23 protein-coding genes are annotated in these 25,260 nt (G+C 50.3%); 20 read left to right on the forward strand and 3 right to left on the reverse strand.

Annotation, left to right across the window (positions count from 1 at the left end; genetic code table 11):
- The first annotated feature begins 207 nt into the window (after positions 1-207).
- The 19 genes from BM193_RS25410 to BM193_RS25500 all read left to right on the forward strand — a co-directional run bounded on the left by BM193_RS25410 (position 208) and on the right by BM193_RS25500 (position 22,642).
- On the forward strand, positions 208-912 hold the full coding sequence (locus BM193_RS25410) for a DUF4197 domain-containing protein (RefSeq protein WP_092802746.1): 705 nt from the start codon (positions 208-210) through the stop codon (positions 910-912).
- Between the two features lie 381 nt (positions 913-1,293).
- Positions 1,294-4,236 carry a YjbH domain-containing protein gene (locus tag BM193_RS25415; RefSeq protein ID WP_092802742.1) on the forward strand — a complete coding sequence of 981 codons (2,943 nt, stop codon included), beginning with the start codon at positions 1,294-1,296 and terminating at the stop codon, positions 4,234-4,236.
- Between the two features lie 316 nt (positions 4,237-4,552).
- Positions 4,553-6,172 carry an SLBB domain-containing protein gene (locus BM193_RS25420; RefSeq protein WP_175533419.1) on the forward strand — a complete coding sequence of 540 codons (1,620 nt, stop codon included), beginning with the start codon at positions 4,553-4,555 and terminating at the stop codon, positions 6,170-6,172.
- A gap of 152 nt (positions 6,173-6,324) precedes the next feature.
- Positions 6,325-7,548 (forward strand): GumC family protein, encoded by a 1,224-nt coding sequence (locus tag BM193_RS25425; protein WP_092802736.1) that lies wholly within the window; start codon positions 6,325-6,327, stop codon positions 7,546-7,548.
- Between the two features lie 61 nt (positions 7,549-7,609).
- Positions 7,610-8,380 carry a glucose-1-phosphate cytidylyltransferase gene (gene rfbF / locus BM193_RS25430; protein WP_092802733.1) on the forward strand — a complete coding sequence of 257 codons (771 nt, stop codon included), beginning with the start codon at positions 7,610-7,612 and terminating at the stop codon, positions 8,378-8,380.
- Positions 8,380-9,447 carry a CDP-glucose 4,6-dehydratase gene (gene rfbG, locus BM193_RS25435; RefSeq protein WP_092803079.1) on the forward strand — a complete coding sequence of 356 codons (1,068 nt, stop codon included), beginning with the start codon at positions 8,380-8,382 and terminating at the stop codon, positions 9,445-9,447. Before rfbF ends, rfbG begins: the two co-directional genes overlap by 1 nt.
- An 18-nt stretch (positions 9,448-9,465) precedes the next feature.
- On the forward strand, positions 9,466-10,791 hold the full coding sequence (rfbH, locus tag BM193_RS25440; protein ID WP_092802730.1) for a lipopolysaccharide biosynthesis protein RfbH: 1,326 nt from the start codon (positions 9,466-9,468) through the stop codon (positions 10,789-10,791).
- 13 nt (positions 10,792-10,804) lie between these two features.
- Positions 10,805-11,890: an NAD-dependent epimerase/dehydratase family protein gene (locus tag BM193_RS25445; protein ID WP_217638524.1), complete on the forward strand. Its 1,086-nt coding sequence runs from the start codon at positions 10,805-10,807 to the stop codon at positions 11,888-11,890.
- Between the two features lie 11 nt (positions 11,891-11,901).
- A complete protein-coding gene (locus tag BM193_RS25450; RefSeq protein ID WP_254786417.1) occupies positions 11,902-12,711 on the forward strand; it encodes a transketolase in 810 nt (269 codons plus the stop codon).
- Positions 12,708-13,631 (forward strand): transketolase family protein, encoded by a 924-nt coding sequence (locus tag BM193_RS25455; RefSeq protein ID WP_092802727.1) that lies wholly within the window; start codon positions 12,708-12,710, stop codon positions 13,629-13,631. The genes BM193_RS25450 and BM193_RS25455 overlap by 4 nt, the downstream gene beginning before the upstream one ends.
- 198 nt (positions 13,632-13,829) lie before the next feature.
- Positions 13,830-15,071 carry a polysaccharide biosynthesis protein gene (locus tag BM193_RS25460; protein WP_139176344.1) on the forward strand — a complete coding sequence of 414 codons (1,242 nt, stop codon included), beginning with the start codon at positions 13,830-13,832 and terminating at the stop codon, positions 15,069-15,071.
- The gene (locus BM193_RS25465; protein ID WP_092802722.1) at positions 15,068-15,892 is read left to right on the forward strand and encodes a glycosyltransferase; all 825 of its coding nucleotides are present in this window, start codon (positions 15,068-15,070) and stop codon (positions 15,890-15,892) included. The genes BM193_RS25460 and BM193_RS25465 overlap by 4 nt, the downstream gene beginning before the upstream one ends.
- 25 nt (positions 15,893-15,917) lie before the next feature.
- Entirely contained in the window at positions 15,918-16,544 is a 627-nt protein-coding gene (locus tag BM193_RS25470; RefSeq protein WP_175533420.1) for an acyltransferase, read from the forward strand.
- A 135-nt stretch (positions 16,545-16,679) separates the two neighbouring features.
- Positions 16,680-17,327, forward strand: coding sequence for an acyltransferase (locus BM193_RS25475; protein WP_139176342.1), 648 nt, complete (start codon positions 16,680-16,682; stop codon positions 17,325-17,327).
- An 11-nt stretch (positions 17,328-17,338) separates the two neighbouring features.
- A complete protein-coding gene (locus BM193_RS25480; RefSeq protein WP_092802713.1) occupies positions 17,339-18,472 on the forward strand; it encodes an NAD-dependent epimerase/dehydratase family protein in 1,134 nt (377 codons plus the stop codon).
- Entirely contained in the window at positions 18,469-19,350 is an 882-nt protein-coding gene (locus tag BM193_RS25485) for a glycosyltransferase family 2 protein (RefSeq protein WP_092802710.1), read from the forward strand. The genes BM193_RS25480 and BM193_RS25485 overlap by 4 nt, the downstream gene beginning before the upstream one ends.
- Before the next feature lie 96 nt (positions 19,351-19,446).
- Positions 19,447-20,703, forward strand: coding sequence for a hypothetical protein (locus BM193_RS28565; RefSeq protein WP_139176340.1), 1,257 nt, complete (start codon positions 19,447-19,449; stop codon positions 20,701-20,703).
- 14 nt (positions 20,704-20,717) lie between these two features.
- Positions 20,718-21,719, forward strand: a complete 1,002-nt coding sequence (locus tag BM193_RS25495; RefSeq protein WP_092802704.1) for a glycosyltransferase family 4 protein — start codon at positions 20,718-20,720, stop codon at positions 21,717-21,719.
- Positions 21,716-22,642, forward strand: a complete 927-nt coding sequence (locus BM193_RS25500) for a glycosyltransferase family 2 protein (protein WP_092802701.1) — start codon at positions 21,716-21,718, stop codon at positions 22,640-22,642. Before BM193_RS25495 ends, BM193_RS25500 begins: the two co-directional genes overlap by 4 nt.
- Positions 22,643-23,205: 563 nt before the next feature.
- Here BM193_RS25500 and BM193_RS25505 read toward each other — a convergent pair.
- Complete coding sequence (locus tag BM193_RS25505; RefSeq protein WP_092802685.1) at positions 23,206-23,562, reverse strand: acyltransferase family protein; 357 nt, start codon at positions 23,560-23,562, stop codon at positions 23,206-23,208.
- Positions 23,563-23,608: 46 nt separating this feature from the next.
- Positions 23,609-24,238, reverse strand: coding sequence for an acyltransferase family protein (locus tag BM193_RS25510; RefSeq protein ID WP_092802682.1), 630 nt, complete (start codon positions 24,236-24,238; stop codon positions 23,609-23,611).
- 59 nt (positions 24,239-24,297) lie between these two features.
- On the opposite strand from BM193_RS25510, the gene BM193_RS28570 reads away from it, so the two are divergent.
- The gene (locus BM193_RS28570) at positions 24,298-24,756 is read left to right on the forward strand and encodes a hypothetical protein (protein ID WP_139176338.1); all 459 of its coding nucleotides are present in this window, start codon (positions 24,298-24,300) and stop codon (positions 24,754-24,756) included.
- 196 nt (positions 24,757-24,952) lie between these two features.
- Here BM193_RS28570 and BM193_RS25515 read toward each other — a convergent pair.
- The coding region (locus BM193_RS25515; protein ID WP_139229974.1) for an IS1595 family transposase at positions 24,953-25,260 on the reverse strand (308 nt) is incomplete at its 5' end.

A 25,260-nucleotide genomic window follows, 5' to 3' on the forward strand; every position in this document is an offset into this window, starting at 1 on the left:
GCAAGCAGGACGCTGGCGACTGCCCGCAGCGCTTCCACCACCATTCAACCGTGCGCGAATACAACAGAATTTGTTGTATCGTGCGCTCCCGCGCTAGTGCGCAAGTGTATTTCTTGCGCGACAAAAAGTGTTTGTGCCGCCATGGTTTGATATGCTGGGGGGCAAGAATCGCCCGATGCGTCGCTGGCTTGTCAACAAAGGATGAATATGCGCCTGAACTCTTTTCCCGGCCGCCGTGCCGCCATCTTGTGCGCTGTGGCGCTGTGCTCGCCCATGGCTGGCGCGGCCAATCCGCTCGCCGCCCTCAGCAACCAGGAAGCCAGCAGTGGCTTGAAGGCGGCGCTCGATGCGGGGACCGCCGCCGCCGTGGCCAAGCTGGGCGTCGAAAACGGTTTCCTGAACAATGACAAGGTCAAGATCAAGCTGCCGGGCATCCTGGAGCAGGCCAAGCCCTTGCTGAAAATGACGGGGCGCGGTCAGCAGCTGGACGATCTGGTGGTGTCGATGAACCGGGCCGCCGAGTCGGCCGTGCCCATGGCCAAGCCCTTGCTGCTCGATGCGGTGAAATCGATGAGCGTCACCGATGCCAAGAATATCCTGTCCGGCGGCGATACTTCGGTGACGGACTTTTTCCGTCAAAAGACCTCGGCACCGCTGGCCGCCAAGTTCCTGCCCATCGTGAAATCCGTCACGGACCGCTCCGGCCTGGCCAGCAAATACAACAGCACCATGAGCCAGATCGGCAAGACGGGACTGGTGCCGCAGCAGCAGTCGACGGTGGAGGGCTATGTCACCGACCGCACCCTCGATGGCCTGTACCTGATGATCGGCGAGGAAGAAAAAGCCATCCGCAGCAATCCTTTAGGCTACGGCAGCAAGATTATCGGCAAGGTGTTTGGCAGTTTGAAGTAAGTGTTTCAGCGCTTTGCAAGCCTGCTGGCGGTGCTGGCACATTGCCTGAAGGTGTGGCGCAAGGGAAACAAGTTAAGCATTTGCTACAAGAAAACAATGTTAAAATTCTGCGACATAAATTCCTGTAGGCATGGTTGATACCGTATCGGCCGCTTGGGAATACGCGGTTTTAGCGGCGAACTGATGCGTGGCATGAAGCAATGCCCATCGGTTGGCCTATTTTCGTTTCATTCACGTTCCCTCAGGCTCATTGATTTTCTGAATACATAGTCAGGAATTCCAGGTGCAGGAAATTTTAGGTAGCCGGATTTGTTAAGCGTACTCAGAAAATCAATTAAATATACCTGGTGTGGCTGTCTGGTGCTGGGAGCGCCTGCGGCGATGGCGGCGACGCCGAATCACGGCGGTCAGTCGGGCTATATCAACATGCCCAGTGCGGTGGTGGAAACGGACGGTACCTTCAGCGTGGGGTATAGCTACGATAGCCCGTATGGCCAGTTATGGGCGACGGCGAATATCCTGCCTTTCCTGCAAATGACGGGGCGCTATGTGTCGATCACGGGCATTCCCGGCTTTAGCAATGTGCCCGGCGAATATGGCAGCGGCTATGGCCGCTACAAGGATAAAGTCGTCGACGGCAAATTACGGCTGTGGACGGAAACGGAGTGGATGCCATCAGTCGCCGTCGGCATGACGGACTTGTTTGGCACGGAGCTGTTCAAGGGGCAGTATGTCGTTGCCACCAAGACTTTTGGTGCCAGCAAGAATATCGAAGCAAGCCTGGGCTATGCCCATAAACGCCCGGACGGCGTGTTTGCCGGCGCGCGCTGGACCCCGGCGGCATTGCCGCGCTGGTCGGTGGTGGCCGAATACGATACCACCAATTACTTGCGCGACTTCCGCGCCAGCGAAACGGATGCCGGCAAGCGCCGCAAGGGCGCGTCCGTGGGCCTGGAATACCGCTGGGGCTGGCTGGCCCTGCAAGCGGCCCGCAGCCGTGACCAGTTCAGCGTGAACGCGTTTATCAGCATTCCGTTCGGCGAGCGCGAGTTCGTCCCGAAGGTGTATGAACCGCCGTATTTCGTCGACGACAAGAATCCGCCACCGCTGCCGAGCAAGGCGGAATGGCACCGCGATCCGGTGTATGGCGCCGACCTGGTGAATGCCCTCGTGAAGCAGGACTACAAGAATATCCGCGTCGAGCAGGAAGGCAATGTCTTGAGCCTGAGCCTGACCAACAGCCGCATCTCGAACATGGGCCGCGCCGTCGGCCGTGCCGCGCGCACGGCCATTGCCTTCACGCCGCAGGGCGTGACGACCCTGCGCATCACGTATACCAAGCTGGACCAGCCGATTGCCACCTATGAATTTTTCGACCTGCCCAAGCTGAACGATTACCTGGCGGGCAAGATCGACCGCAAGGCCTTCCTCGACGTCGTGCTGCTGCGCTATCCGGAAAAGAGCGATGTCATCCGCGACGAACAGCAAGGCTGGCTGCAGGAATTCCTCGACAAGCCGGCGCCGGTCATGGCCGCTTCAGCTGTTGCCGTACCGACGCCAGTGCCTGCCGTCACTGCTGCCACTGCCGCGCCCGACCTAGCGGCCGCTACCAGTGCGCCAGCCGCTTCCGCTCCTCCGCCCGCCAAGGCCGCCGACGTCCTCAAGGACGATGGCAAGCTGGCCGTCGGCGTTGGCGTCGATGGCGACGTGGTGCAAATCAAATCGCTGGACCGCGAGGCGAACCGTTTCAAGATCGCCCCCAAGGTGGGCTTCTTCTTCAATGATCCGAGCGGCGCCTTCCGCTATTCGATCTCGGCAGTGGCCAATTATGACCGCCGCCTCGGTGATGGCCTGTACCTGAACAGCGCCGCCAGCCTGCAGTTGCTGGAAACGGTGTCAGGCGTCAAGCAGCCATCGAACAGCAACTTGCCGCATGTACGCACGGACATCGCGGAATACCTGCGCGGCGGGCGTTTTTCGCTGAGCCGCGTCTTGCTGAACAAATACAACAATCCCGCCGAGCGCGTGTACACCCGTTTGTCGGCTGGCCTGTATGAAGACATGTTCCGCGGTGCCGGTGGCCAGGTGCTGTACCTGCCAAAGGATAGCCGCTGGGCGGCCGACCTGGCCGTCGATGCCTTGCAACAACGCGGCTACAAGGGCTTGCTCGATTCGCGCGACTACAAGACGGTGACGGCGATCGGCTCCCTGCATTACCGCTTGCCGCATGACATTACCGTGACGGCCCGTGCCGGCCGCTTCCTGGCGAAAGACACGGGCGTGCGCGTGGAATTCAAGCGCCGCTTCCAGTCCGGCATCGAAGTGGGTGCCTGGTACACGCATACGAACGGCAACGACATCACCAGCCCGGGCACGCCATCGAAACCATACCAGGACCGGGGCATCTTCCTGTCCGTACCGCTGAACAGCATGCTGCCGATGGATACGCAATCGACGGCCGGCTTCGCCATTGCGCCATGGACGCGCGACGTGGGGCAGATGGTGGCCTCGCCTGGCGACCTGTACGACATGTTCGAGCGTCCGCGCGCCGACATGCACAGCTACGATGGCCTGGGCAATTTTGCCGAGCGCCCCGATGAACAGCACTTGCCTGCCGTCAATCCGCCGGACCGGCCGTTTGTCAGCCCATGGCCCGCCATGCGTGCGCGCCTGGAGCAATCCGCATCCGCTACGCCTAGCGTCCCTGAATGGTTCAAGGCGACGGCGGTGGTCGGCGGCGTGGTGGTCGCCTCCGCGCTGGCTGACAAACCGGTTGACCGTTTCGTCAAGAAACATGAAGATTCCAAGGTCTACCGCAATTGGGACAAGCTGGGCAAGGCCATGCCGTATGCGGCAGTCGGTGCTGCCGCCGCCGCATTCGCCCTGGGCGATGAGCGCATGCAAAATACGGGACTCATTTCCCTGCAATCCGTTGTCGCGGCAACGGGCGTGGCGGTGGCCGGCAAATATGCGTTTGGCCGCGCCCGTCCAGAGGAAGACCTCGGGGCGTGGAGCCGCGTCGGCAGCGGTACGTCCCGTTCGAACTCCTCGTTCCCTTCCGCCCATGCCGCCATCGGCTTTGCCGCCGTGACGCCATTTGCCAAGGAATACGATGCGCCATGGCTGTACAGCGTGGCGGCCGTGGGTTCCGCCGGCCGCGTGTTTGGCCGCAAGCACTGGGTCTCCGACACGGTGGCCGGCGGCATCGTCGGTTACGCCATGGGCAGCTGGCTGTGGCACGCGCAGCGCGACCAGAGCAAATCGGGCCTGTCGATCAATCCCGGACCGAAAGAAATCAGCGTGACCTGGCAGGGCAAGTATTAAACGCGTATCGCGCCCCTTTACTCATACAACATCATTCATCCAGACAAAGACCAGCATGAAAAAGCAACTTCGTACTCCCCCGCCTTTCGTGAAACACATGATTTTCTCGGTTTGCCTGATGGGAATGGGGTCTGCCGTTGCACAAGACCTTGGAGCGAGTGACACTCCTAAAATGCAATCGATGGAGACGGGCGGCGGCTTGCCGGCCATTCGCAGTGGCCGCAGCGAACAGCGCCAGGCACAGACCCCGCCGTCCAGCCGACCAGCCAAACGTGTCGTTGCCGAAGTTGGCGCTTTTGAAGCTTATGCAGAAGGTGTGACAGGGCAGAAATTGAACGTGTTCGGCAAGGACTTGTTCAGCGACGTGCCATCCACTTTCGCGCCATTCGATGGTGCGCAAGTGAATCAGGACTATGTCATTGGTACGGGCGACGAGTTGCAGGTGCGCGGCTGGGGCATGGTTGATATCGACGTCAGCGCCACGGTCGACCGCAGCGGCGCGATCTTCATTCCCCGCGTCGGCTCCGTCAAGGTCAGCGGCGTGCAGTACAAGGACTTGCAGGGCTATCTGAAGAAGGCAATCAGCAAGATCTACACCAACTTCGACTTGACGGCGAGCATCGCGCAAACACGCGCCGTGCAAGTGTATGTGGTCGGCCACGCCGTGCGTCCCGGCACCTATACCCTGAGCGCCATGAGCACGCTGTTGAATGCCCTGTTCACCTCGGGCGGCCCGGACGCCACGGGTAGCATGCGCAACATCCAATTGAAGCGTGGCGCACAGACCGTCAGCACCTTCGACTTGTACGACATGCTGGCCAAAGGCGACAAGAGCCGCGATGTGACCCTGCGCGACGGCGACGTGATTTACATTCCGGAAGTCGGTCCCCTGGTGGCCTTGACGGGCAATGTGAAGCAGCCCGCCATTTTCGAATTGAAAGGCAATGGCAGCCTGGCCGATGTATTGACCTGGGCCGGCGGCTTCGATTCCGCAGCGGAAACGAAGCAAGTGATCGTTGAAAAGAACGTCGACAATCAATACAAGACGGTGGTGGAACTGATCGCCGACAAAACCATCACCAGCACCCAGCTGGCGAGTATCCAGGTGAAACCAACCGATGTGCTGCGCGTGTTTGCGCCAGGCGCCGTGCCGGTGCAGGCACAAATCCAGAACGAATACGTGCGCGTGGCCGGCGAAGCCAAGCAGAGCGGTATTTTCCTGCTGAAAAAAGGTGAAACCTTGCGCGAGCTGATCGCCCGTGTCGGTGGCGCCAATGAAAACGGCTACCTGTACGCGACCCAGCTGAACCGCGAATCCGTGCGCCGCGCCCAGCAAATCAAATTGAACCAGGTGGCGGACCGCTTTGAGCGCGACCTGGAATCGAACGCTACCCAGCGCATGGCCGCGACCGGCGACAAGGAAAATGCAGCGAAGACTGCGGCCGAAGTCGAGCAGCAGCGCCGCATCGTGCAAAAACTGCGCAGCGTCAAGGCGGAGGGCCGCATCGTTCTTGATCTGCCAGGTGTCGATACGCAAGTGAAAAATTTGCCTGATTTGCCGCTGCAAGACGGTGATTCGATCCTGATTCCGCGCCGCCCGGGTACCGTGGATGTGCTCGGTTCCGTCTTCCAGCAAAACGCATTTGTGTATCGCCCACAGCGCACGGTCAACGACTATGTGCAGCAAGCCGGTGGCGTTACCTCGACTGCGGATAAGTCGGAGATGTACGTGATCCGTGCCGATGGTACGGCGCAGAGCGGCCAGGGAACGGGCTGGTTCAGCGGCATTGGCGGTACGGCGTTGAATCCTGGTGATACGGTCGTCGTGCCGGAGAAGATCGAGCGCAGCACGTTCATGCAGAGTCTGAAGGATTGGACGGCTATTTTCTATCAGTTTGGCTTGGGAGCCGCTGGCTTGAAAGTGCTTAAAGACTAGACAGAATTTATCTGGTGAGTGTACAAATATTTTCTTTGATTATATTTGTTGAAAAAATTTCCAATCATGTCGAATTTTTCTGAAAAATATTCTGGTTGAATATTGTTTAAAATAAAATAGCAAGATGGAAATTGAAAATATGGATAAAAATAATGATGACTGATAAGAATGATTTTCCGAATAATCAAGCGCAGGCTGAGGTGCAAAGCGACGAAATTGGTTTGCTTGATATAGCGATTATTTTGGCAAAAAACAAAAGAAATATATTGCTGGTGACATTTTTTGCAATGCTGGTTGCAGTGGGAGTTTCGCTTTCTATTTCCAATAAATATACTGCAAAGACTCAGATATTGCCGCCACAGTCGAATTCCGGATCAAGTGCTTTGCTTGGGCAACTGGGCGCGTTGAGCGGATTGGCTGGTGGTGCATCGGCTCTGAAAAATCCAAATGATATTTATATAGGCATGTTAAACAGTCGGACTGTTGCAGACAATCTGATTAAACGTTTCAATTTGATGTCCGTATATGACGTGAAATTTGCAACCGAAGCACGTAATACTCTTCAAAGAGCCAGTAGTATGGTAAATGGAAAAGACGGATTGATTTTTATTGAAGTTACCGATGAAGATCCAAAACTTGCGGCCAGCTTGGCGAATGCTTATGTAGAAGAACTTCAAAAACTGACAAAATTGCTGGCAGTGACTGAAGCATCGCAACGTAGATTGTTTTTTGAGCGGCAGTTGAAGCAGTCTAAACTGGAATTGGCCGATGCAGAAGTCGCGTTGAAACAGGTACAGGAAAAAACGGGCTTAATCAAACTGAACGAACAGGCTGAGGCGATTATTCAGGCTGCCGCTGCTCTTAAGGCGCAAATCGCAGCGAAGGAAGTTGCGCTTGGGGCCATGCGAGTCTTTTCTACAAGTAATAATCCAGAGTATATAAAGATACAACAGGAATTGATCGGATTGCGAGCTCAATTGAGCAAGCTGGAAACAGGGATGAATACGGGTAAAGGCGATATTTCGGTTGCCACCAGTGCAGTTCCTGAATTGGCGCTGGAATATACCCGTCGGGTGCGTGATGTGAAGTATCAAGAAACAATTTTTGAAATGTTGGCTAAGCAGCTGGAGATTTCCAAGGTTGATGAGGCTAAAGAAGGTTCAATATTGCAAGTGCTGGATAGTGCGGTTGTTCCTGATAAAAAATCAAAGCCGGCACGCGGCGTGATAGTCATTTTTACTGGGTTTTTGGCCGCGATTTTTGCCATATTCTGGGCTTTTTTGTCGGAAGCTTTCAGGAGTTCAAAAAGCAATCCAAGGAACTTGGAAAAATTTGAGCAATTTAAAATGTTTTGCAAATGGAAAAAAGTAAAATAAATTTAGATTTTTATTTGTTGATTTTCATTTTGAGATTAATTAAATTATAGGGTTTCATGAAATGAAGGCAGTCATCTTGGCGGGTGGTTTGGGTACCCGTATTAGCGAAGAAACTTCCACCAAACCAAAACCGATGGTCGAGATAGGTGGAAAACCCATTCTTTGGCATATCATGAAAAGTTATTCCGCTCATGGCGTCAATGAATTTATCATTTGCTGCGGTTATAAAGGCTATGTCATCAAGGAGTATTTCGCCAATTATTTCTTGCATACATCGGATGTGACGTTCGATATGCAGAATAATCAGATGGAAGTACATGCACGCAATGCCGAGCCGTGGAAAGTCACGTTGGTCGATACCGGTGATGAAACCATGACGGGCGGCCGCCTGAAGCGTGTCAAGCAGTATCTGGAAGGCGAAGAGGCATTCTGTTTCACGTATGGCGATGGTGTCAGCGATGTCAACATTACGGAATCGATCGCTTTCCACAAAGCGCATGGCAAGCTCGCGACCTTGACGGCGACCCAGCCACCTGGCCGTTTCGGTGCACTGATTTTGGACGGGCAGAAAATCAATAGCTTCCAGGAAAAACCACAGGGCGATGGCGCCTGGATCAATGGTGGTTATTTCGTGCTGTCGCCCAAAGTCATCGATTACATCGCGGACGATAGCACCACTTGGGAAAAGCAACCGCTCGAACGTTTGGCCGCGGAAGGGCAGCTGGATGCCTTTTTCCACCGCGGCTTCTGGCAACCGATGGACACCCTGCGTGACAAAGTACACCTGGAAGAGTTGTGGCAATCGGGCAAGGCGCCCTGGAAGGCGGCTTGATGAATCCCGCATTCTGGCAAGGGAAGCGCGTCTTCCTCACCGGGCATACCGGCTTCAAGGGTGGCTGGCTGAGCCTGTGGCTGCAGCAGCTTGGCGCAGATGTGACCGGTTACGCGCTGGAAGCGCCCACCACGCCCAGCCTGTTTGAAGTCGCCAATGTAGCGCACGGCATGCAGTCGATCATCGGTGACGTGCGCGATGGCGTGGCGCTCAAACGCGCGATGGAGGCCGCCTGCCCGGAAATCGTCATCCATATGGCGGCCCAACCTCTGGTGCGTTATTCCTATGTGAATCCGGTGGAAACCTACGCTACCAATGTCATGGGCGTGGTAAACCTGCTGGAAGCCGTACGCGCCACGCCAGGCGTGCGCTCGGTTGTGAATGTTACCAGCGACAAGTGCTACGAAAACCGCGAATGGCCCTGGGGTTACCGCGAAAATGAGGCCATGGGTGGCTATGACCCGTACAGCAATAGCAAGGGTTGCGCCGAACTGGTAACGGCAGGCTACCGCAGTTCTTTTTTTAATGCGGACAAATATGCGGAGCATGGTATTGCCCTGGGCAGCGGCCGCGCTGGCAACGTCATCGGCGGTGGCGACTGGGCGCTGGATCGGCTGATCCCGGATATGTTGCGCGCCATTGGCGCTAGCGAGCCGGTCATGATCCGCAATCCCCACGCCATTCGCCCGTGGCAACACGTGCTTGAGCCGCTGAGTGGTTATTTGACGCTGGCGGAGAAACTGTACACGGAAGGCCCCGTGCATGCCGAGGGCTGGAACTTCGGCCCGCACGATACTGACGCCAAGCCCGTCGAATGGATCATCGAACGCATGACGCAAGAGTGGGGCGCCGGCGCGTCCTGGTCGCTCGACGGACAGAACCATCCGCATGAGGCGACTTATTTGAAGCTTGATTGCTCCAAGGCGCGTGGCCAGCTGGGCTGGCATCCGCGCTGGGACATCGGGCAGACGATCGCCAAAATCGTTGAATGGCACAAGGCCTTCGACGAGGGCCTGGACATGCGCGAGCTGAGCCTGGCACAAATCACGACTTATCAAAATACCTAACAAATTGAAGGCTGTATCATGAGCGAACAACTGACCCAACAACAAATCCGCGACCAGATCGCCGCCCTGGTGGCGCAATACGGCGCCCTGGCCAGCGTGCCGAAACCATTCGAACCGGGCGTGACGGTGATTCCACCGGCTGGTAAAGTCGTCGGTGCGCCTGAAATGGGCCTGATGGTCGAAGCCTCGCTGGACGCCTGGCTGACCACCGGTCGTTTCAATGACGAATTTGAAAAGCGCCTGGCCAAGTTCATCGGCGTCGAATTCCTGATCACGGTGAACTCCGGTTCGTCCGCCAACCTGGTGGCCTTCTCGGCCCTGACGTCACCCAAGCTGGGCGCGCGTGCCATCCAGCCTGGTGACGAAGTCATCGGCGTGGCAGCGGGCTTCCCGACCACCGTCAATCCGATCCTGCAGTTTGGCGCCGTGCCCGTCTTCGTCGACGTGGAGCTGGGCACCTATAACATCGATGCCTCGAAGATCGAAGCGGCCATCACGGACAAGACCAAGGCCATCATGCTGGCCCATACCCTGGGTAATCCATTCAACCTGGAAGTCATCGTCGCGCTGTGCAAGAAATACAATCTGTGGCTGGTGGAAGATTGCTGTGATGCCCTGGGCGCCACGTACAACGGCCAGATGTGCGGCACCTTTGGTGATATCGGCACCATGAGTTTCTATCCCGCGCATCACATCACGATGGGCGAAGGCGGCGCGGTGTTTACCAACAATCCAGAATTGAAAGCCATCGCCGAATCGTTCCGCGACTGGGGCCGCGACTGCTATTGCGCACCGGGCAAGGACAATACCTGTGGCCAGCGTTTCTGCTGCAAGCTGGGTACGCTGCCAGAAGGCTATGACCACAAGTACACCTATAGTCACCTGGGTTACAACCTGAAGATCACCGACATGCAGGCGGCATGCGGCTTGGCGCAGATGGATCGCGCGGCCGGCTTCGTACAGGCGCGCAAGGACAATTTCAACTACATGAAAAACGGCCTGCAGAGCTGTGCGGAGTTCCTGATCCTGCCGGAAGCGACGCCGAATTCGGACCCATCGTGGTTCGGTTTCCCGATCACCATCCGTCCGGAAGCGAATGTGGACCGCGTCAGCCTGCTGACGTTCCTGGATCAGCACAAGATCGGTACGCGCCTGCTGTTTGCTGGCAATCTGACACGCCAACCGTACATGATCGGGCGTAATTACCGCGTCTCGGGCGAGCTGACGAATACGGACCGCATCATGCATGACACGCTGTGGATTGGCGTATTTCCTGGCTTGACCAAGGAAATGATGGACTTCTCGATCAGCAAAATCGAAGAATTCTTTGGTGTGAATTTCTAACTGGCATCAGGCAATGTCTCAAGCCTTCTCTGCAAGCGGTACGCACGTGCCCGGTGTTGCCGCGGACGATTTGGAGCTGATCGCCCGCCATACCGCGCCAGCGGTATGGCGGGCCTTGGCCAAACAGCGCATATTCATCACCGGCGGGACAGGCTTCATCGGCTGCTGGTTGCTGGAAACGCTGCTCTGGGCTGACCAGCAATTCGGGCTTGACTTGCACTTGCACGTGTTGACGCGCCGTCCGGACGCTTTCATCGCCAAAGCGCCACATCTGGCGCGGCATCCAGTTGTACACCTGGTGCAAGGCGATGTGACCAACCTGGCGCATATCATTGATCCTGTCGATATCGTGCTGCATGCGGCAACCGATGTTGCCAATGCCGTCAGTGAGCCGCGCCAGGTGTTTGATGATATTGTCAGCGGCACCAGGGAAACACTGGATATGGCTCACCGCTGTGGCGCACAGCGCTATCTGCTGACCAGCTCAGGCGCTGTCTACGGCCGCCAGCCTGACGAGCTGACGCATATCCCGGAGCATTACATGGGAGCACCGGATACCTTACAACCTGGCACGGCATATGGCCAAGGCAAGCGCGTATCCGAATGGCTGGTGCAATGTGCTGCCGCACAGCATGGCATGGAAACGCGTATCGCTCGGGTCTTTGCGTTGCTGGGACCTTACCTGCCGCTGGATGCACATTTTGCTGCTGGAAACTTCATTCGGGACGCCATGGCTGGCCAGGAAATCAGGGTTGGTGGTGACGGTACGGCACACCGCTCCTATCTGTATGCGGCCGATATGGTGATCTGGCTGTTGACGATCCTGGTCAACGGCGCTGACGGCAAGGCCTATAATCTCGGCTCTGATGAGGCGCTGTCGATACGGCAACTGGCTGCGACCGTGTCACGTGTTTTGCTGGACGAAGAACGCTTCTCGGTCAGTGCAATGCCCGTCCCAGGTGCGCCGGTTCAACGCTACATTCCGAATGTCGACAAGGCACGCAATGAACTGAACCTGCTTGTTCACACCGATTTACAGTCGGCCATTCGTAAAACCGCAGACTGGACGATGACGCGCTCGTTGTCCGGCCGTGCTTAATCCGGAAATTCATGATGTCTGAATTTAATTCATCCAAACTTCGCGCCACCGTGCTGCAGATGGCTTACGCTGGCTCGACCGTGCATATTGGCTGTGCTTTCTCCCTGATCGAGATCATGGCGGTACTGTATCGCAATCATTTGCGTTATCCGGGCAACGATCCGCAAGCAACACAACGTGACTACATGGTGCTGAGCAAAGGTCACGGCGTCATGGCGCAATATGCCTGCCTGTATGAAAAAGGCTGGTTGCCGAAAAGCGACCTTGATAATTATTTCAGCGATGGTTCGCGCCTGAAAGGCCTGTCCGATGCTCATGTGCCTGGTTGTGAAGTCACCTCAGGCTCGCTTGGGCATGGCCTGTCGGTCGGTACCGGCATGGCGCTCGCTGCCAAGCTGGGCAAGACCGGCCAGTACTGTTACGCAGTGGTCGGCGACGGCGAAATGAATGAAGGTCCGATGTGGGAAGCGATGTTGTTCGCCAAGCACTGGGCACTCGACAATCTGATCGTGATCGTCGACGAAAATGGCTTCCAGGCAATGGGTAAAACAGTGGAAGTGATGCAACTGGGCAGTTTGCAAGCCAAATTCGAAGCCTTTGGCTTCGAGTCCGTCACCGTCGACGGGCATGATGAAGCAGCGCTCGAGCTTGCGTTGACGCAATTGAAAGCCAGCAAGAATGGCGCGCCGAAAGCGATTATTGCCAAGACCGTCAAGGGCAAAGGCGTTTCCTTCATGGAAAATCAAAATATCTGGCACTACACCCGCCTAACTGAAGACACATTTGGCGCAGCAATGGCCGAGTTGGAGCAAGTTAAATGAGATCTGCATTTTCAAAAGCCATTGTCGATGCCGCCACGGCTGATCCGAAAGTCCTGTTGCTGACCGGCGATCACGGTTACGCACTCTTCGATGAGTTCCGCCGGCGCTGCCCGACACAATTCATCAACGCCGGCATTGCCGAGCAAAACATGGTTGGCGTGGCAGCCGGCCTGGCCAAGGCCGGCTTCAAGCCGATCGTCTACGGCCTGAGCGCCTTCGTGCCAGTGCGCGTGCTCGAGCAGATCAAGATGGATGTCTGCTATGAAAACCTGCCGGTGGTATTTATTGGTGATGGCGCTGGTGTCGTGTACAGCAGTCTGGGCAGTAGTCATCAGTCGACCGAAGATATCGCCATGCTGCGCCCGATTCCGAATATCGAAATTCTGTCGCCATCGGATGCCCACGAAATGGCGTATGTCATGCAGCATGCGCTTAAATTTGCTGCGCCAACCTATATCCGGATTGGCAAGTCCGATGTCGGCGCGACACATGAGACTCTGCCAACGGCACCGATGGGTGACCTGCTGCAGGTGCGTGCTGGCGGCCAGGGTTCGACCGTTCTGCTGGCTACCGGTTCCATGGTGACGACGGCATTGTCATTGGCGCCGCAACTGGCCGATAGCGCAGTATGGAGCATGCCGGCAATCAAGCCGCTGAACACGCAACAATTGCTGGACATTGCCGCCGGCGCCGACAACCTGATCGTGCTGGAAGAACACAGTACGGCCGGAGGTATCGGTAGCCTGGTGGCGGAAGTGATCGCTGAATCAGTGGGCGCCAGGCCGCGGGTAATCCGCTGCGGCGTGCAGGACCGTTTTTCCGAGAAATGTGGCAGTTATGCCTATCTGATGCGTGAACATCAACTGGATGTACTTGCTCTGCTGGGAAAATTGAACAGTTTGCTCAATCCCATCGTTTAATACCTGTCGGGGCCGGTTTGCACCGGGCCCCATGTCAAGTCAGTGACTTCCGTTGATCCATGCCTCCAGCGAACCTTTGTTGGAGAGAGCATGGAGGATCATGCAAAACGTCTCATTACAATATAAAAGCGTATTTGAAGAATATGCGTCTATTTTAAGAAAGCTGTTGGTGGGTTATTCCATCGCGATAAAAATTACATGTCTATCAGCAGGGGACGTAGTCTAATTGAGAATGGTACTGTCATCGGGTTGAGACTGTTGTCAATTGCTGTCGGCTTTGCCTACATCAAAATGTACACCAATCATCTTCCCGCAGAAGAAATTGGTAAATATTTTTATCTGGTGACCTTGTCGTATGTAATGAATGCGATTATTTTTGTACCTGTCGATTACTATATGCAGGCCAAGTTGGCGCTGTCTGGAAAAGATATACCCTTTGGTGCATTGTGGCGGCTTAACAAAATGGTTTGTTTGCTTGCCTTGATATTATGCCTTCTGGTTGGCCTGCCATTGTGGTATATGGCGAAAATTCAAGCAACGGATATTGCTGGTATTTATATTACGGCAGTACTGTTCTATTTGTGTAATTCCTCACGAGGATTGTTGAATAACCGCGGTTTCAAGGTGTTTGTAGTATTGATGCTGTTGTTTGAAGGCCTTGCACGTTTGGGGCTGTTTTTTCTGGTTGCGCATCAGGGAAATGCCACTTCGAACGCGCTTTTGTACTCATCAATTGTTGCCTTCTTGATCGAGATCGTGATTATCGGTTTTTATTCTGCAAGGAAATTGGATTATAACTGGCTGGATGAGGGCATCGAAGATTACAAGACGGTATTGAACAATTCATATGCCATTTCAATCAGTGCCATCTGTAATCTGGCTCAATTGCAAGGATACCGTTTGATGTATGTATGGGCCGGAGCACCGGCGACTGCGGCAATTTATGTGGTTGTGACGAATCTGGGAAGTGCCGGCATGGGTGCCATCTCTTCGGTTTATTCGCAGATTTTCTTGCCGAAGATATATGCCAGCAAAGGTGAGTTCACCCTGAAGTATATCCGTAACGCATTGATTCTGTCGTTGATTGTGGGAATAGGAGCGATCGTAACCGGTAAATACCTGTTGATGTTTTTGACGAAGAATGACTATGTGGAGTATGCCCATGCGATCGGCTTTGGCGTGTTGGTCGAGGCAGGAAATCTGGTGATCGGTGCTGCGACCGTATATTTGATGCTGAATAATGCCGCGAAGGCGACGATATTTTGCAACGTAATGGCGGCAATCGGGTCAATGGCGGGCGGATATCTGATGATGCACTATTTTCCTGAAAATGCATTTGCAATCGGTGTGCCGATCGCCCTGTCCCAGATTTTTATAGGGCTGTTTTTGATTTCGTATATCGTTCGTCTGCAGAGAATAAAAAACAAGGAAATGAAATGAAGTTTTGTGACAAATTGACATTCGTGGTGTTCACCTATAATGAAGAAAAACGGATAGAGCGGGTACTGCGCAATTTCACAGGATGGGGCCACATTCTTGTGGTCGATAATCACAGCACCGATCTTACGCGCGATATCGCTGAAAAATATGGAGCCACTGTAATCCTGCATAAGAATCCAGGTTGGGTAGAGGATGAAAATACCGTTACCCTCATCAAGCAGGCTGTTAATACGCCATGGATCTACTGGGGATTTGCCGACGAAATTTTGAATGAGCAGGGGTTGCTTCAAGTTGTGAATGCCATTGAGTCTGATAAATTCAAGATCATCAATTTGGCGAGAAAAAATTTTTATTATGGGAAATTTTGTCATGATGCCTATGCTGATAGATTGAATCGTGTTTTTCAGAAAGCCGCAATTGACTTTACTGGGAACAAAATTCACTCCTTTGGCAAGACGACAGTTGATGAAAGTGCCATTTGTTATCTGGATGAAAAAAAATATTATGTGCGACATTTTATTTCAAATACATCAAAAATTTATCTGGCAACAATTGATCGATATACTGATATCGAAGCAAAAACCAATAAATATTCTGGTGGTATGAAGCTTTTTGCACGTTTGAGCAAGCAGTTTATCAAAACCTATTTTATTGGCGGGGCCTATAAGGCAGGAACGCCTGGTTTGTTTTTTGTCATACAAATGATGTACTACCAGAGCATCTTGGCCATGAAAACATATGAACGTGAGCATGCTTTGGATGTCGATGGAATCGAAAAATTGAATAATATAGAACGTGAAAATTTGCTTGGAAATAAATAAATTTTAATGTTTTTCGTCTGGATTTATGAAAAATTCTAAAAAATATAAAAATATCAATTTTTTTAAAATTTTCAATCATGCAAATTATATTTTTGCCAAATTGAAAGTCATGTTTTTTTATCGTTTCTTTTTTGGATCTATTGGAAAGAAAGTTGCCATTTATAAGCCGTTATTGATTGTTAATCCTGCCAGAATATTTGTCGGTGATAATGTTTCAATTCGTGACGGCGTAAGGCTAGAGGTGGTGGTGACCGAGAATGACTTTCTGCCCGGACTGACGATTGGAGATAATGTGAATATCGAACAAAATGTTCACATAGTTTGTGGTTGCAGGGTCACTATCGGTGACAACGTTTCTATTGCAGCTGGCGCCGCGATTGTTGATGTAAATCATCCTTATGAAGATGTTAACGATGTCGGCAAGATAGGGAACAGAATCGAAGCAATGAACAATTTTGTGGAAATTGGTGAGGGAGCTTTGATCGGTTATGGGGCAATTATTTTGCCTAATGTGAAAATTGGCAAAAGAGCGATGATTGGGGCATATGCAGTCGTGACAAAAAGTGTTCCTGATTTCTGTACCGTAGCCGGTAGCCCCGCAAGAGTCATTAAAAAATATTCTTTTGAAAATCGCGTTTGGGAACGATGCTGAAAAATATGATTATTCCATGTTCATTAGCTATTTTAAATTAATCTGAAAATAAATATTCTCAATAGCGATCCATTTTTTAACTGATAATTTTATCGCGAAGATTTGTTTACTTAAAAAATAAAGATTGGAGCTGTTGTGTTGTCCACGCTGCGCAGAAAATATTCAATTTTCAAAAAAATGGGTTTTTTTGATTTGTATAATTACGGAGGAATATTTTTCTCGAAAATAAAATCCCGCTTTTTTTATACTTTTTTCTTTGGGAAAATCGGGAAACAAGTATGGATAAAGAATCCAGATCAGATATATGGTGCGGATCGTATTTTCATCGGTGATGACGTTCATATTGAGGCAGGAAGCATCCTGTATGCAGTAAAACGATATGGTAAGGATACGTATGATTGTCGTATTATCATTGGAAGAAAAACCTTCGCCAATCGTAACCTCAATTTGACGGCTGCTTTTGAAATAAAAATCGGTGATGAAGTGGTTTTTGGCCCGAATGTTTTCTTGACTGATTTCGATCATGGTTATGAAAACATTGAAAAATCCCGATTAGAAACAGATTTGGTTTCCAAGGGACCTGTCAATATTGGCAATCGATGCTGGATTGGCGCTAATTCATTTATTGGAAGCGGCGTTACCTTGGGCGAAGGATGTGTCGTCGCCGCGAACAGTGTCGTGACAAAAAGTTTTCCTGCGTTTTCCGTGGTTGCCGGTATTCCCGCTAAAATCATTAAAAAATATGATTCTACTGAAAAACAGTGGATTAAGATCAACAAATAATTTTCTAAAAAATGAATATTCTCATAACTGGCGGTGCCGGCTTTATCGGTTCCAATTTGGCGCTTCATCTCATTGATTTAGGCCATGAAATCACTGTACTGGACAATTTGTCGCCGCAGATTCATGGCAGCAACCCTGAAGAGACGTCACCGTTGTATAGAAGTATCAAGGATAAGGTACGGTTTGTAGCCGGTACGGTATGCGATGACGCTGCGTGGCGCGAAGTGTTGCCGGGCCAGCACGCGATCGTTCATCTTGCCGCTGAAACGGGCACCGGCCAATCGATGTATGAAATCAAACGCTATGTCGACATCAACATCGGTGGCACTGGTTTGATGTTGGACCTGCTGGCCAATACCGACCATCAGGTGAAGAAAGTGGTTGTCGCGTCTTCTCGTTCGATTTATGGCGAAGGCAAGTATTTTTCGGAAACGCTGGGCATTGTCTATCCATGTGCAAGAAAAGAATCGGACATGAAGGCCGGGAACTTTGACCTGATGTGTGCCCAGTCCGGTGAAGTCCTGAAGCTTCTGGCCACTGACGAGGAATCGAAAATTCATCCTTCTTCGGTATATGGTATTACCAAGCAGAACCAGGAACAGATGGTACTTACCGTTTGCAAGTCGCTAAATATTGGTGCGATTGCATTGCGCTATCAGAATGTCTATGGTCCTGGTCAGTCATTGAGTAATCCGTACACCGGCATCCTGTCGATTTTCTCGACAAGGATCAAAAACGGAAATGGCATCAACATTTTTGAAGATGGCAAGGAAAGTCGTGACTTCGTCTATATCGACGATATCGTACGTGCTACTACGGCAGCCTTGCTGGCCGATGAGGTGCGCGATGAGGTGTTTGGCATTGGCGCCGGCATCGCTACCGATGTGCTGACAGTTGCTGAAACATTGGTGCGCAACTATGGCGTCGAAGTACCAATTACGGTTACTGGCGCCTTCCGCATTGGCGATATTCGCCATAATTTTGCCGACCTGAGCAAGGCCAATAGAATGCTTGGTTTCTCGCCGCAAGTGTCGTTCGATGAAGGTATCCGTAATTTCAGCGCCTGGGTCGACCAGCAGGAAGTGCAGGTCGATACGTATGATGCAAGCATCGCTGAAATGAGCAAGCGGGGACTGTTTAAATGACGGAGAAGATTGGACTGGTGACGGTTTTATTCAATAGTGCCGATGTGCTGCCCGGGTTTTTTGAGAGCCTGAGCCGTCAGGATTTTGATAACTATTATCTGTATATTATAGACAATAGTTTGGACGATCTTTCATACAAGAGTTCAGAGGTGCTGATTGAACAGTACGGCATGAAAAATGTCATGCTGATCAAGAATACGGAAAACGTTGGCGTGGCCAAGGGTAACAACCAGGGAATTGAACTAGCCCTGGAAAATGCTTGCGAATACGTGCTGTTGCTGAATAATGATATTGAGTTTGATGATCCTGCGTTACTGAGCAAGATGCTCGAGGTCGCGAAGAGTCGTAACGAAAAACTGGTGGTACCGAAGATCTATTTTTTTGATTCCGGAAATATCTGGTGCGCCGGTGGTGCCATCAATCACTGGACGGGCACTACCACACATCGTGGCGAAGGTGAGGCGGACAAGGCTCAATATAATACAGACGGACGGACCAACTACGCACCCACGTGTTTCATGCTGATTCACCAATCAGTGTTTAAAAAAATTGGCATGATGGATGAAAAATATTTTGTTTATTATGACGACACGGACTTCGTATGGCGGGCAAACCATGGCGGTTTCGGAATTTATTATTGGGCAGCTGGAGAAGTAAAGCACAAGGTGAGCAGCAGCACAGGCGGTTCAGCATCGACGTTTACTACCTATTATGCACAACGGAACAGACTGTATTTTATTCGTAAAAATTTCAAATTTTCAATGAAGGTTATTTCACTTACTTATTATTTCTTGACTCGGCTTTTGAAATGGCAGTTATTTTCAAAAAAATTACGAAAACCGTTCTTTTCCGCAATTGCCGATGGTTTGAAAATGTAATTAGTAATAATCTCGTATTGAGCGGATTGAAGTGAACCCAGGTTAATGATAAATTAAAGTTTATGATTGAAAACCGTCTATCAAAGAAGTAATAAATTGAACAATTCAGATACCTACATTGTATATGCCGTTATTTTTATGGCGGCGCTTTTTTATATTTTTACATATGCAATGATTGTGAAATATGAGAAATCTTACTTTAATGTCTTGGTTCCAGTGATTTTTTTTCAAGTTCCGGTTTATTTTGTTCTTGAACCGCTCAATATTGCATTGAATGGTTTGCAGGGCAGCGTATTTGCATATAGCTATGCTTATGCCTGTTATATTGTACAATTTTGTGTTTTTGCCGTGGCATATCGATATGTGACGCCGATTGATTCGCGTTTTATAAATTCGATTGCTGATTTTCGAAAAAATAATGATGTTAAATATTTTCATATTTTTCTGCTATCTGTTTCATGTTTTTTAATGCTTCCGATTTTGTACGAATATCGGGATATGCTGGCTATGCCACGAAAGATTTATGAAAATACCCGCTCGGGATATGGGATTTTTCTTTTTACCACAGCCCTGTTAAACAATTTGGCTTTCATTGTATTTCTTTTTACTAAAAGAAAAACATTTTTTGGTTCAATAATATTCTTTGTCTTTTTGTTGGCTAATATATATTTTCATGGCAGTAAGGGGCAATTTATTACTATTGTCATGATTTATTTTGCATATATTACGTATGTACTTGGACGAAAAATGGGCGGAAAAAAATTCCTGGTCAATTTTGGTATTGCTTCCGCTTTTCTGGTTTCCTTGTTTGCTGTATTTACTGCGAAACAAAGTAATTTGATTGAGATGGCTGTAAATATATCAAGCTATTCTGACTACACAAGGAATGGTAATAAGGTAATTGATAGTGATTTCCCATTGCAGTATGGGCGGCTTGTTGTTGAGCAGAATCTATATTCTCGTTTGCCGCGCGTTATCTATCCCGAAAAACCGAAAGATTTTGGTTATTTCTTGCTCGCGAAAACTTTTTATCCTGAGTGGTTTGAAAATGATACTGGATCCCCTGCTTTCGGTATGGGGGGCGTATGGGCAGATTTCGGAATATTTGCCATTGTCTACTTTTTTGCATGGGCATTTGTATTGGGTGTCATCTTTAAAACACTTGTGGTGAAGCTGAAAAAAACAGCAAACATGGGTATTTTTATTTTAGTACTGTTTTTCATGGGGATTGAGCTAATTCCGTTAGGGGCAGGATATCTGGTTGTTGAACATCTGTTTTTGGCAATTATTCTTTCATTGTTTTCTTCGAAGAAAATGGCAGTTCAATTTTTTCAAAACGATAAAAAATTATAAGATAGGGGAAAATAATGATGAATTTGAGCTACGATGGTCGCTGGATGGGACCGACTGGAATTGGTGCTGTTGCAGCTGCATTGATCAAGAGAAAACCGGAAGATATAGCGCTGCAATCACTCAACTATGCCGGAAAGATTTCCGATCCGCTTTCACCTTTGCGGCTGGGTGCCGAACTGCGGAAATTGAAATCTGATGTCTTTTGGTCTCCGGGATTCATACCTCCATTTAATTCGAAAACGCCGGACATCATTACTGTCCATGATTTAACGCATCTTCATTATTATAGTGCTGCGCACAAGATATATTATGATGTGATCCTCAGAAATATTTATAAAAAATGTGCAAAAATTATTACGGTATCAGAATACACTAAAAAAGAATTGATGGAATGGGGTGGCTACTCATCAGAGATGATTGATGTAGTTTATAACAGCGTAGAGCCGACATTTAACGCTGATGTCGATGGTGTTGATCTGGGATGGCCATATATATTTTATGCGGGAAATCGGCGCGGCTATAAGAATGTGGATCGGTTGATCGAAGCATATTCAATCTCGGTTTTGCCTTCTGCAGGTATAAAATTGCTTCTCACCGGAAAAAGTGAACCTGTTATTGAACAACATATAGCCAAATCGAAGGTCGCCGGCATGGTTGAATTCTCCGGATTTATTCCCGAGGAAGACTTGCCTCGCTATTACAAGGGGGCCTTGGCCGTTACGTATATTTCATTGTATGAAGGATTTGGTTTGCCAATCCTTGAGGGAATGGCAACAGGAGTCCCTGTGATCACATCAAATTTGAGTTGTATGCCCGAAGTTGCCGGTAACGCTGCATTGTTGGTCAATCCGCTTGATCTTGACGAGATCGCCAATGCCATGAATAAAATCGTCACTGATCATGATTTACGAAAATACTTGATCTCGGCCGGTTTGATACGTGCCATGGATTTTACATGGGATGGTTCATCGAAGAAATTTTGGAATATTGTCCGGGAAGTTGGTAAAAATAAATGAACAGAATTGGCATAATTATTCCTACCTATAACCCTGGTTCGATGTGGAGTGAGTGGATAGAGCGTTTCAAGAAGCAATCATTGATGCCGGACGTCCGATTGATAGTGGACTCCAGCTCGACTGATGGTCGGCTGGATGCGGAAACCCGTAAAATATTCGGCGTGCACACCATTGGTAAAAGTGATTTTAACCATGGCGGCACGCGGCAAATGGCGCTGGAGAGAATTGCCAAGGATATTGATATTGTTATTTTTATGACGCAAGATGCGCTGCTTTTTGACACGAAGTCGCTGCAAAATCTGGTGCGGATATTTTCCGAGAACAGCAATGTTGGAGCAGTGTATGGTCGCCAATTGCCACATATGGGCAGCAGGCCAAGCGAAGCTCATGCGCGCATATTCAATTATGCCGATCAGGACATGTTGAAGTCCATCACATCCATAGAAGAATATGGAATCAAATCAATTTTCATTTCTAACTCATTTTCGGCATACCGCGTAAGTGATTTGATGGGTGTAGGAGGATTTCCATCGAATGTCATTCTCGGCGAGGATACAATGGTCGCTGCCAAGCTTTTGATGGCCGGAAAAAGTGTGTACTACCAGGCAGATGCATGCGTGCACCATTCCCACCATTATACTTATGCAGAGGAATTCAAGAGATATTTCGATATCGGCGTCTTGCATGGCCGCGAACCTTGGTTGTTAAGCAATTTTGGCAAGGTTGGCGGCGAAGGTATGCGGTATTTACGTTCGGAAATGCGATTTTTGATGGCATCTGCATGGTATATTATTCCATCGGCGCTGATTCGTACGGCATGTAAATTCGCAGGATACAAGATCGGACGATATGAAAGATTACTGCCCACTAAACTGAAGAAGATGTTCAGTATGTACAAGGTATATTGGTTGACCAATAAGTGAGAAGAAATATATTTTTATTTTAAGATAGCGATATCCAGTTGAGACAGCCGTTGGCTACGGGTTCAATGGCATGTGATTAATCCTTCTCCAGTACGGCTGTTACAACAAATCCTCTGGCTACCTGGCCAAGCTGAAGAAGTCTTTCCTCAGTCTATGCCGCCGTCAAGCGCAGGGAGTCCACACAGTGGCCTCCAGCAAGCTTTTCAGGGACAAGGTTCTTCTGTCGCCTAGTATTCGGTACAGACTCAGATAGTTCGGCAGACAACGCATCGTCCCGTCATCGAACAGACGCAGTTCCCCCCAAACTCATCTGGCATGACGCAAGGCCAGGAGCTTTTCACAGATCCCTGGCTGCTTTGCCAGTCGCAAGCGCAGCATCAGGTGCTCTGGGCCTCGGGCGCTTGCTCGGGCCGCGTCAAGCAAGCGGCACCCTGTCTGATTTATGGGCTGGCCATTGCTCATGGTTTTCCATTCAAGCAAAAAATCCAGCGTAATACAGATGCATAAAATCAGACATGCGGCATGTCGGGTGAACTGCTGGACGGCGGCCTACCGAAGACATTTCAGGCCGGGTGATGATCGCTCTTGTGGCGCCATTTTTTAAACTGCGACAGCATCGGGCGCTCGATGCATAAAAATGCGGCGATGCCACATGCAATCGAGGAAATCAGGATCAGCAAATAAGTCAGCTGGGGACCTATCGATTGCAGAGCGCCATAGCGCATTGCTGTCTTGAGAAATATGATTTGAAATGAAATATGCACCAGATAGATGGAATAGGATGCGTCACCTGCAAGACACAACCAGTTGGGAACAGTGATGCGCCATTCCCGCTCCATCATGGCGGCGCTTGTCAGAAGAAATGCAAACGTCATGCTGAAGATGAAACTTTCAATCGCTTTCAGAGTTGGTATGTCCATACAGCAAAATATGAGCAAGAAAATACTTACACTAAAAATCAGCCATTTATTCGCATTTTTGTAGAGATAGCAGGCTGCCATTCCCAAAAAAAAAGTCCAAATTATGCGCGGCGGTATAGACATTCCAGGCAGTACGATCGCTGGGAAGCGGAAACTGAAAACGTACGACGCAAGTTATCAAAAGTAATGACAGGATGGCGGTTCCAATTTTTCTGTTCAGCAATAGCGTAGAAAAAGCCAGATAGAATCCGATTTCATGAAACAGAGTCCATGCCGGAGTCAGTGGGGGTTCGATGGTCGAAAAACGGATAAGCAGTATCGAGGTTGCCCAATCGGGAAAATATCCAAGTTGCAAGCTATGTTTGCTGAGCCCAAGAGAAAAGGCCAGTATGATAGAAAAAGTATAGAGCCAATAAATCGGGAAAATTCGGAAAAACCTTTTGTAAATGAACTCTTTCCATTGCGGCGGTCGGTCGATATCTTTCTCATGGGCAAATAAAATAATGAATCCGGATAGTACGAAAAAAAAGTTGACGCCCAAATCGCCATTTTTCGTGAAGTCGAGAAAGACGGCGTTGTTGCCATATTGCGGAAAACCCATCAATGCTGACAGATGGACGCAGGCTACACTGATTACGGCAATGGCGCGTCCGGCTTGCAATGTCTTTAATGTCATTTTAGTGTGAAATATAAGTCTTCTAGGCCAAGTTACTGGCAGCTTAATTTATCATATTCATGGTCGTCTGGACGATTCATTCAGCCGGTGCCGGTACTTCACACGAAGCGCCGATCAAGTTGCATGCTGACATAAGCAATCATTCAGCCGCGGTGTCCTCGCATATAGAAAAATCAAGGGTGGCCAAGGGGCCAGGTCTCATAAGGGAGGGCGCTGGCCTCAGCGGAACGTTGCGTTATCTTGCTCGATTTGTCAAACAGGAGATGGCTGCAATCCTATTTTTGGCCACGATTTTTCCAGCTCTCCAGCAGGTAAAAGTGATCAATATATCGATCGATATTACAACCCTGGTTTGTAATCACGGTCGAGATGAGGCTGGACAGCAGCGCCCACAGGAACCACCGATTTCTTGCCGCCTCGGAAAAGACGATGTAGGGAAGATTAGCGTTAAATTCCCGTTTAAAAATCAGCTTGCTGGAAACTCTAAAGAGTATTTTCCCAGAAAATTTTTGCGTTAAAAATACAATACTCTTGATTTTTATATGGTCGACCTGAGGGCGTTGCTGAGACACAAAAAGCGGACATAGCCAATAATTTCCATGAGTAACGGCATAAGAAGCATGTAGATTGCTTTGAGTGTGGGATCTTTAAAAAAGGCTATGTCACCGTCAGATGTGGGAATGCTCCCAGCGTTGCCTTCAATAATGTTTCCGGCTAGCAGATACGCCTGGCGTCGAGTATCCAGCGCCAGCCCAGGTAATTCGGCAGGTAGCGCGTCGCCACGCCGTGAAAGGGGCGTAGCCATGCCCGCAGGCGGCTGTGATATGCATTGACGTTCTGTACATGCGCGGCACCCTGCACGCGGATGCCTGCGCGCAAATTGACGGCCTGGTGGCTGATCCCCGCTTCCTTGGCAAAGGCGCGATAGGCGGCATGGCCATCGGTGACCAGCAAAATGTCCTTGTCGATGAAGTGTGGCAGGCAGGCATGCAGCTGCGCCTTCGTCAGCGCCCCTTTTCCGG

The sequence above is a fragment of the Janthinobacterium sp. 344 genome (assembly GCF_900112025.1).
Lineage (GTDB): Bacteria > Pseudomonadota > Gammaproteobacteria > Burkholderiales > Burkholderiaceae_D > Janthinobacterium.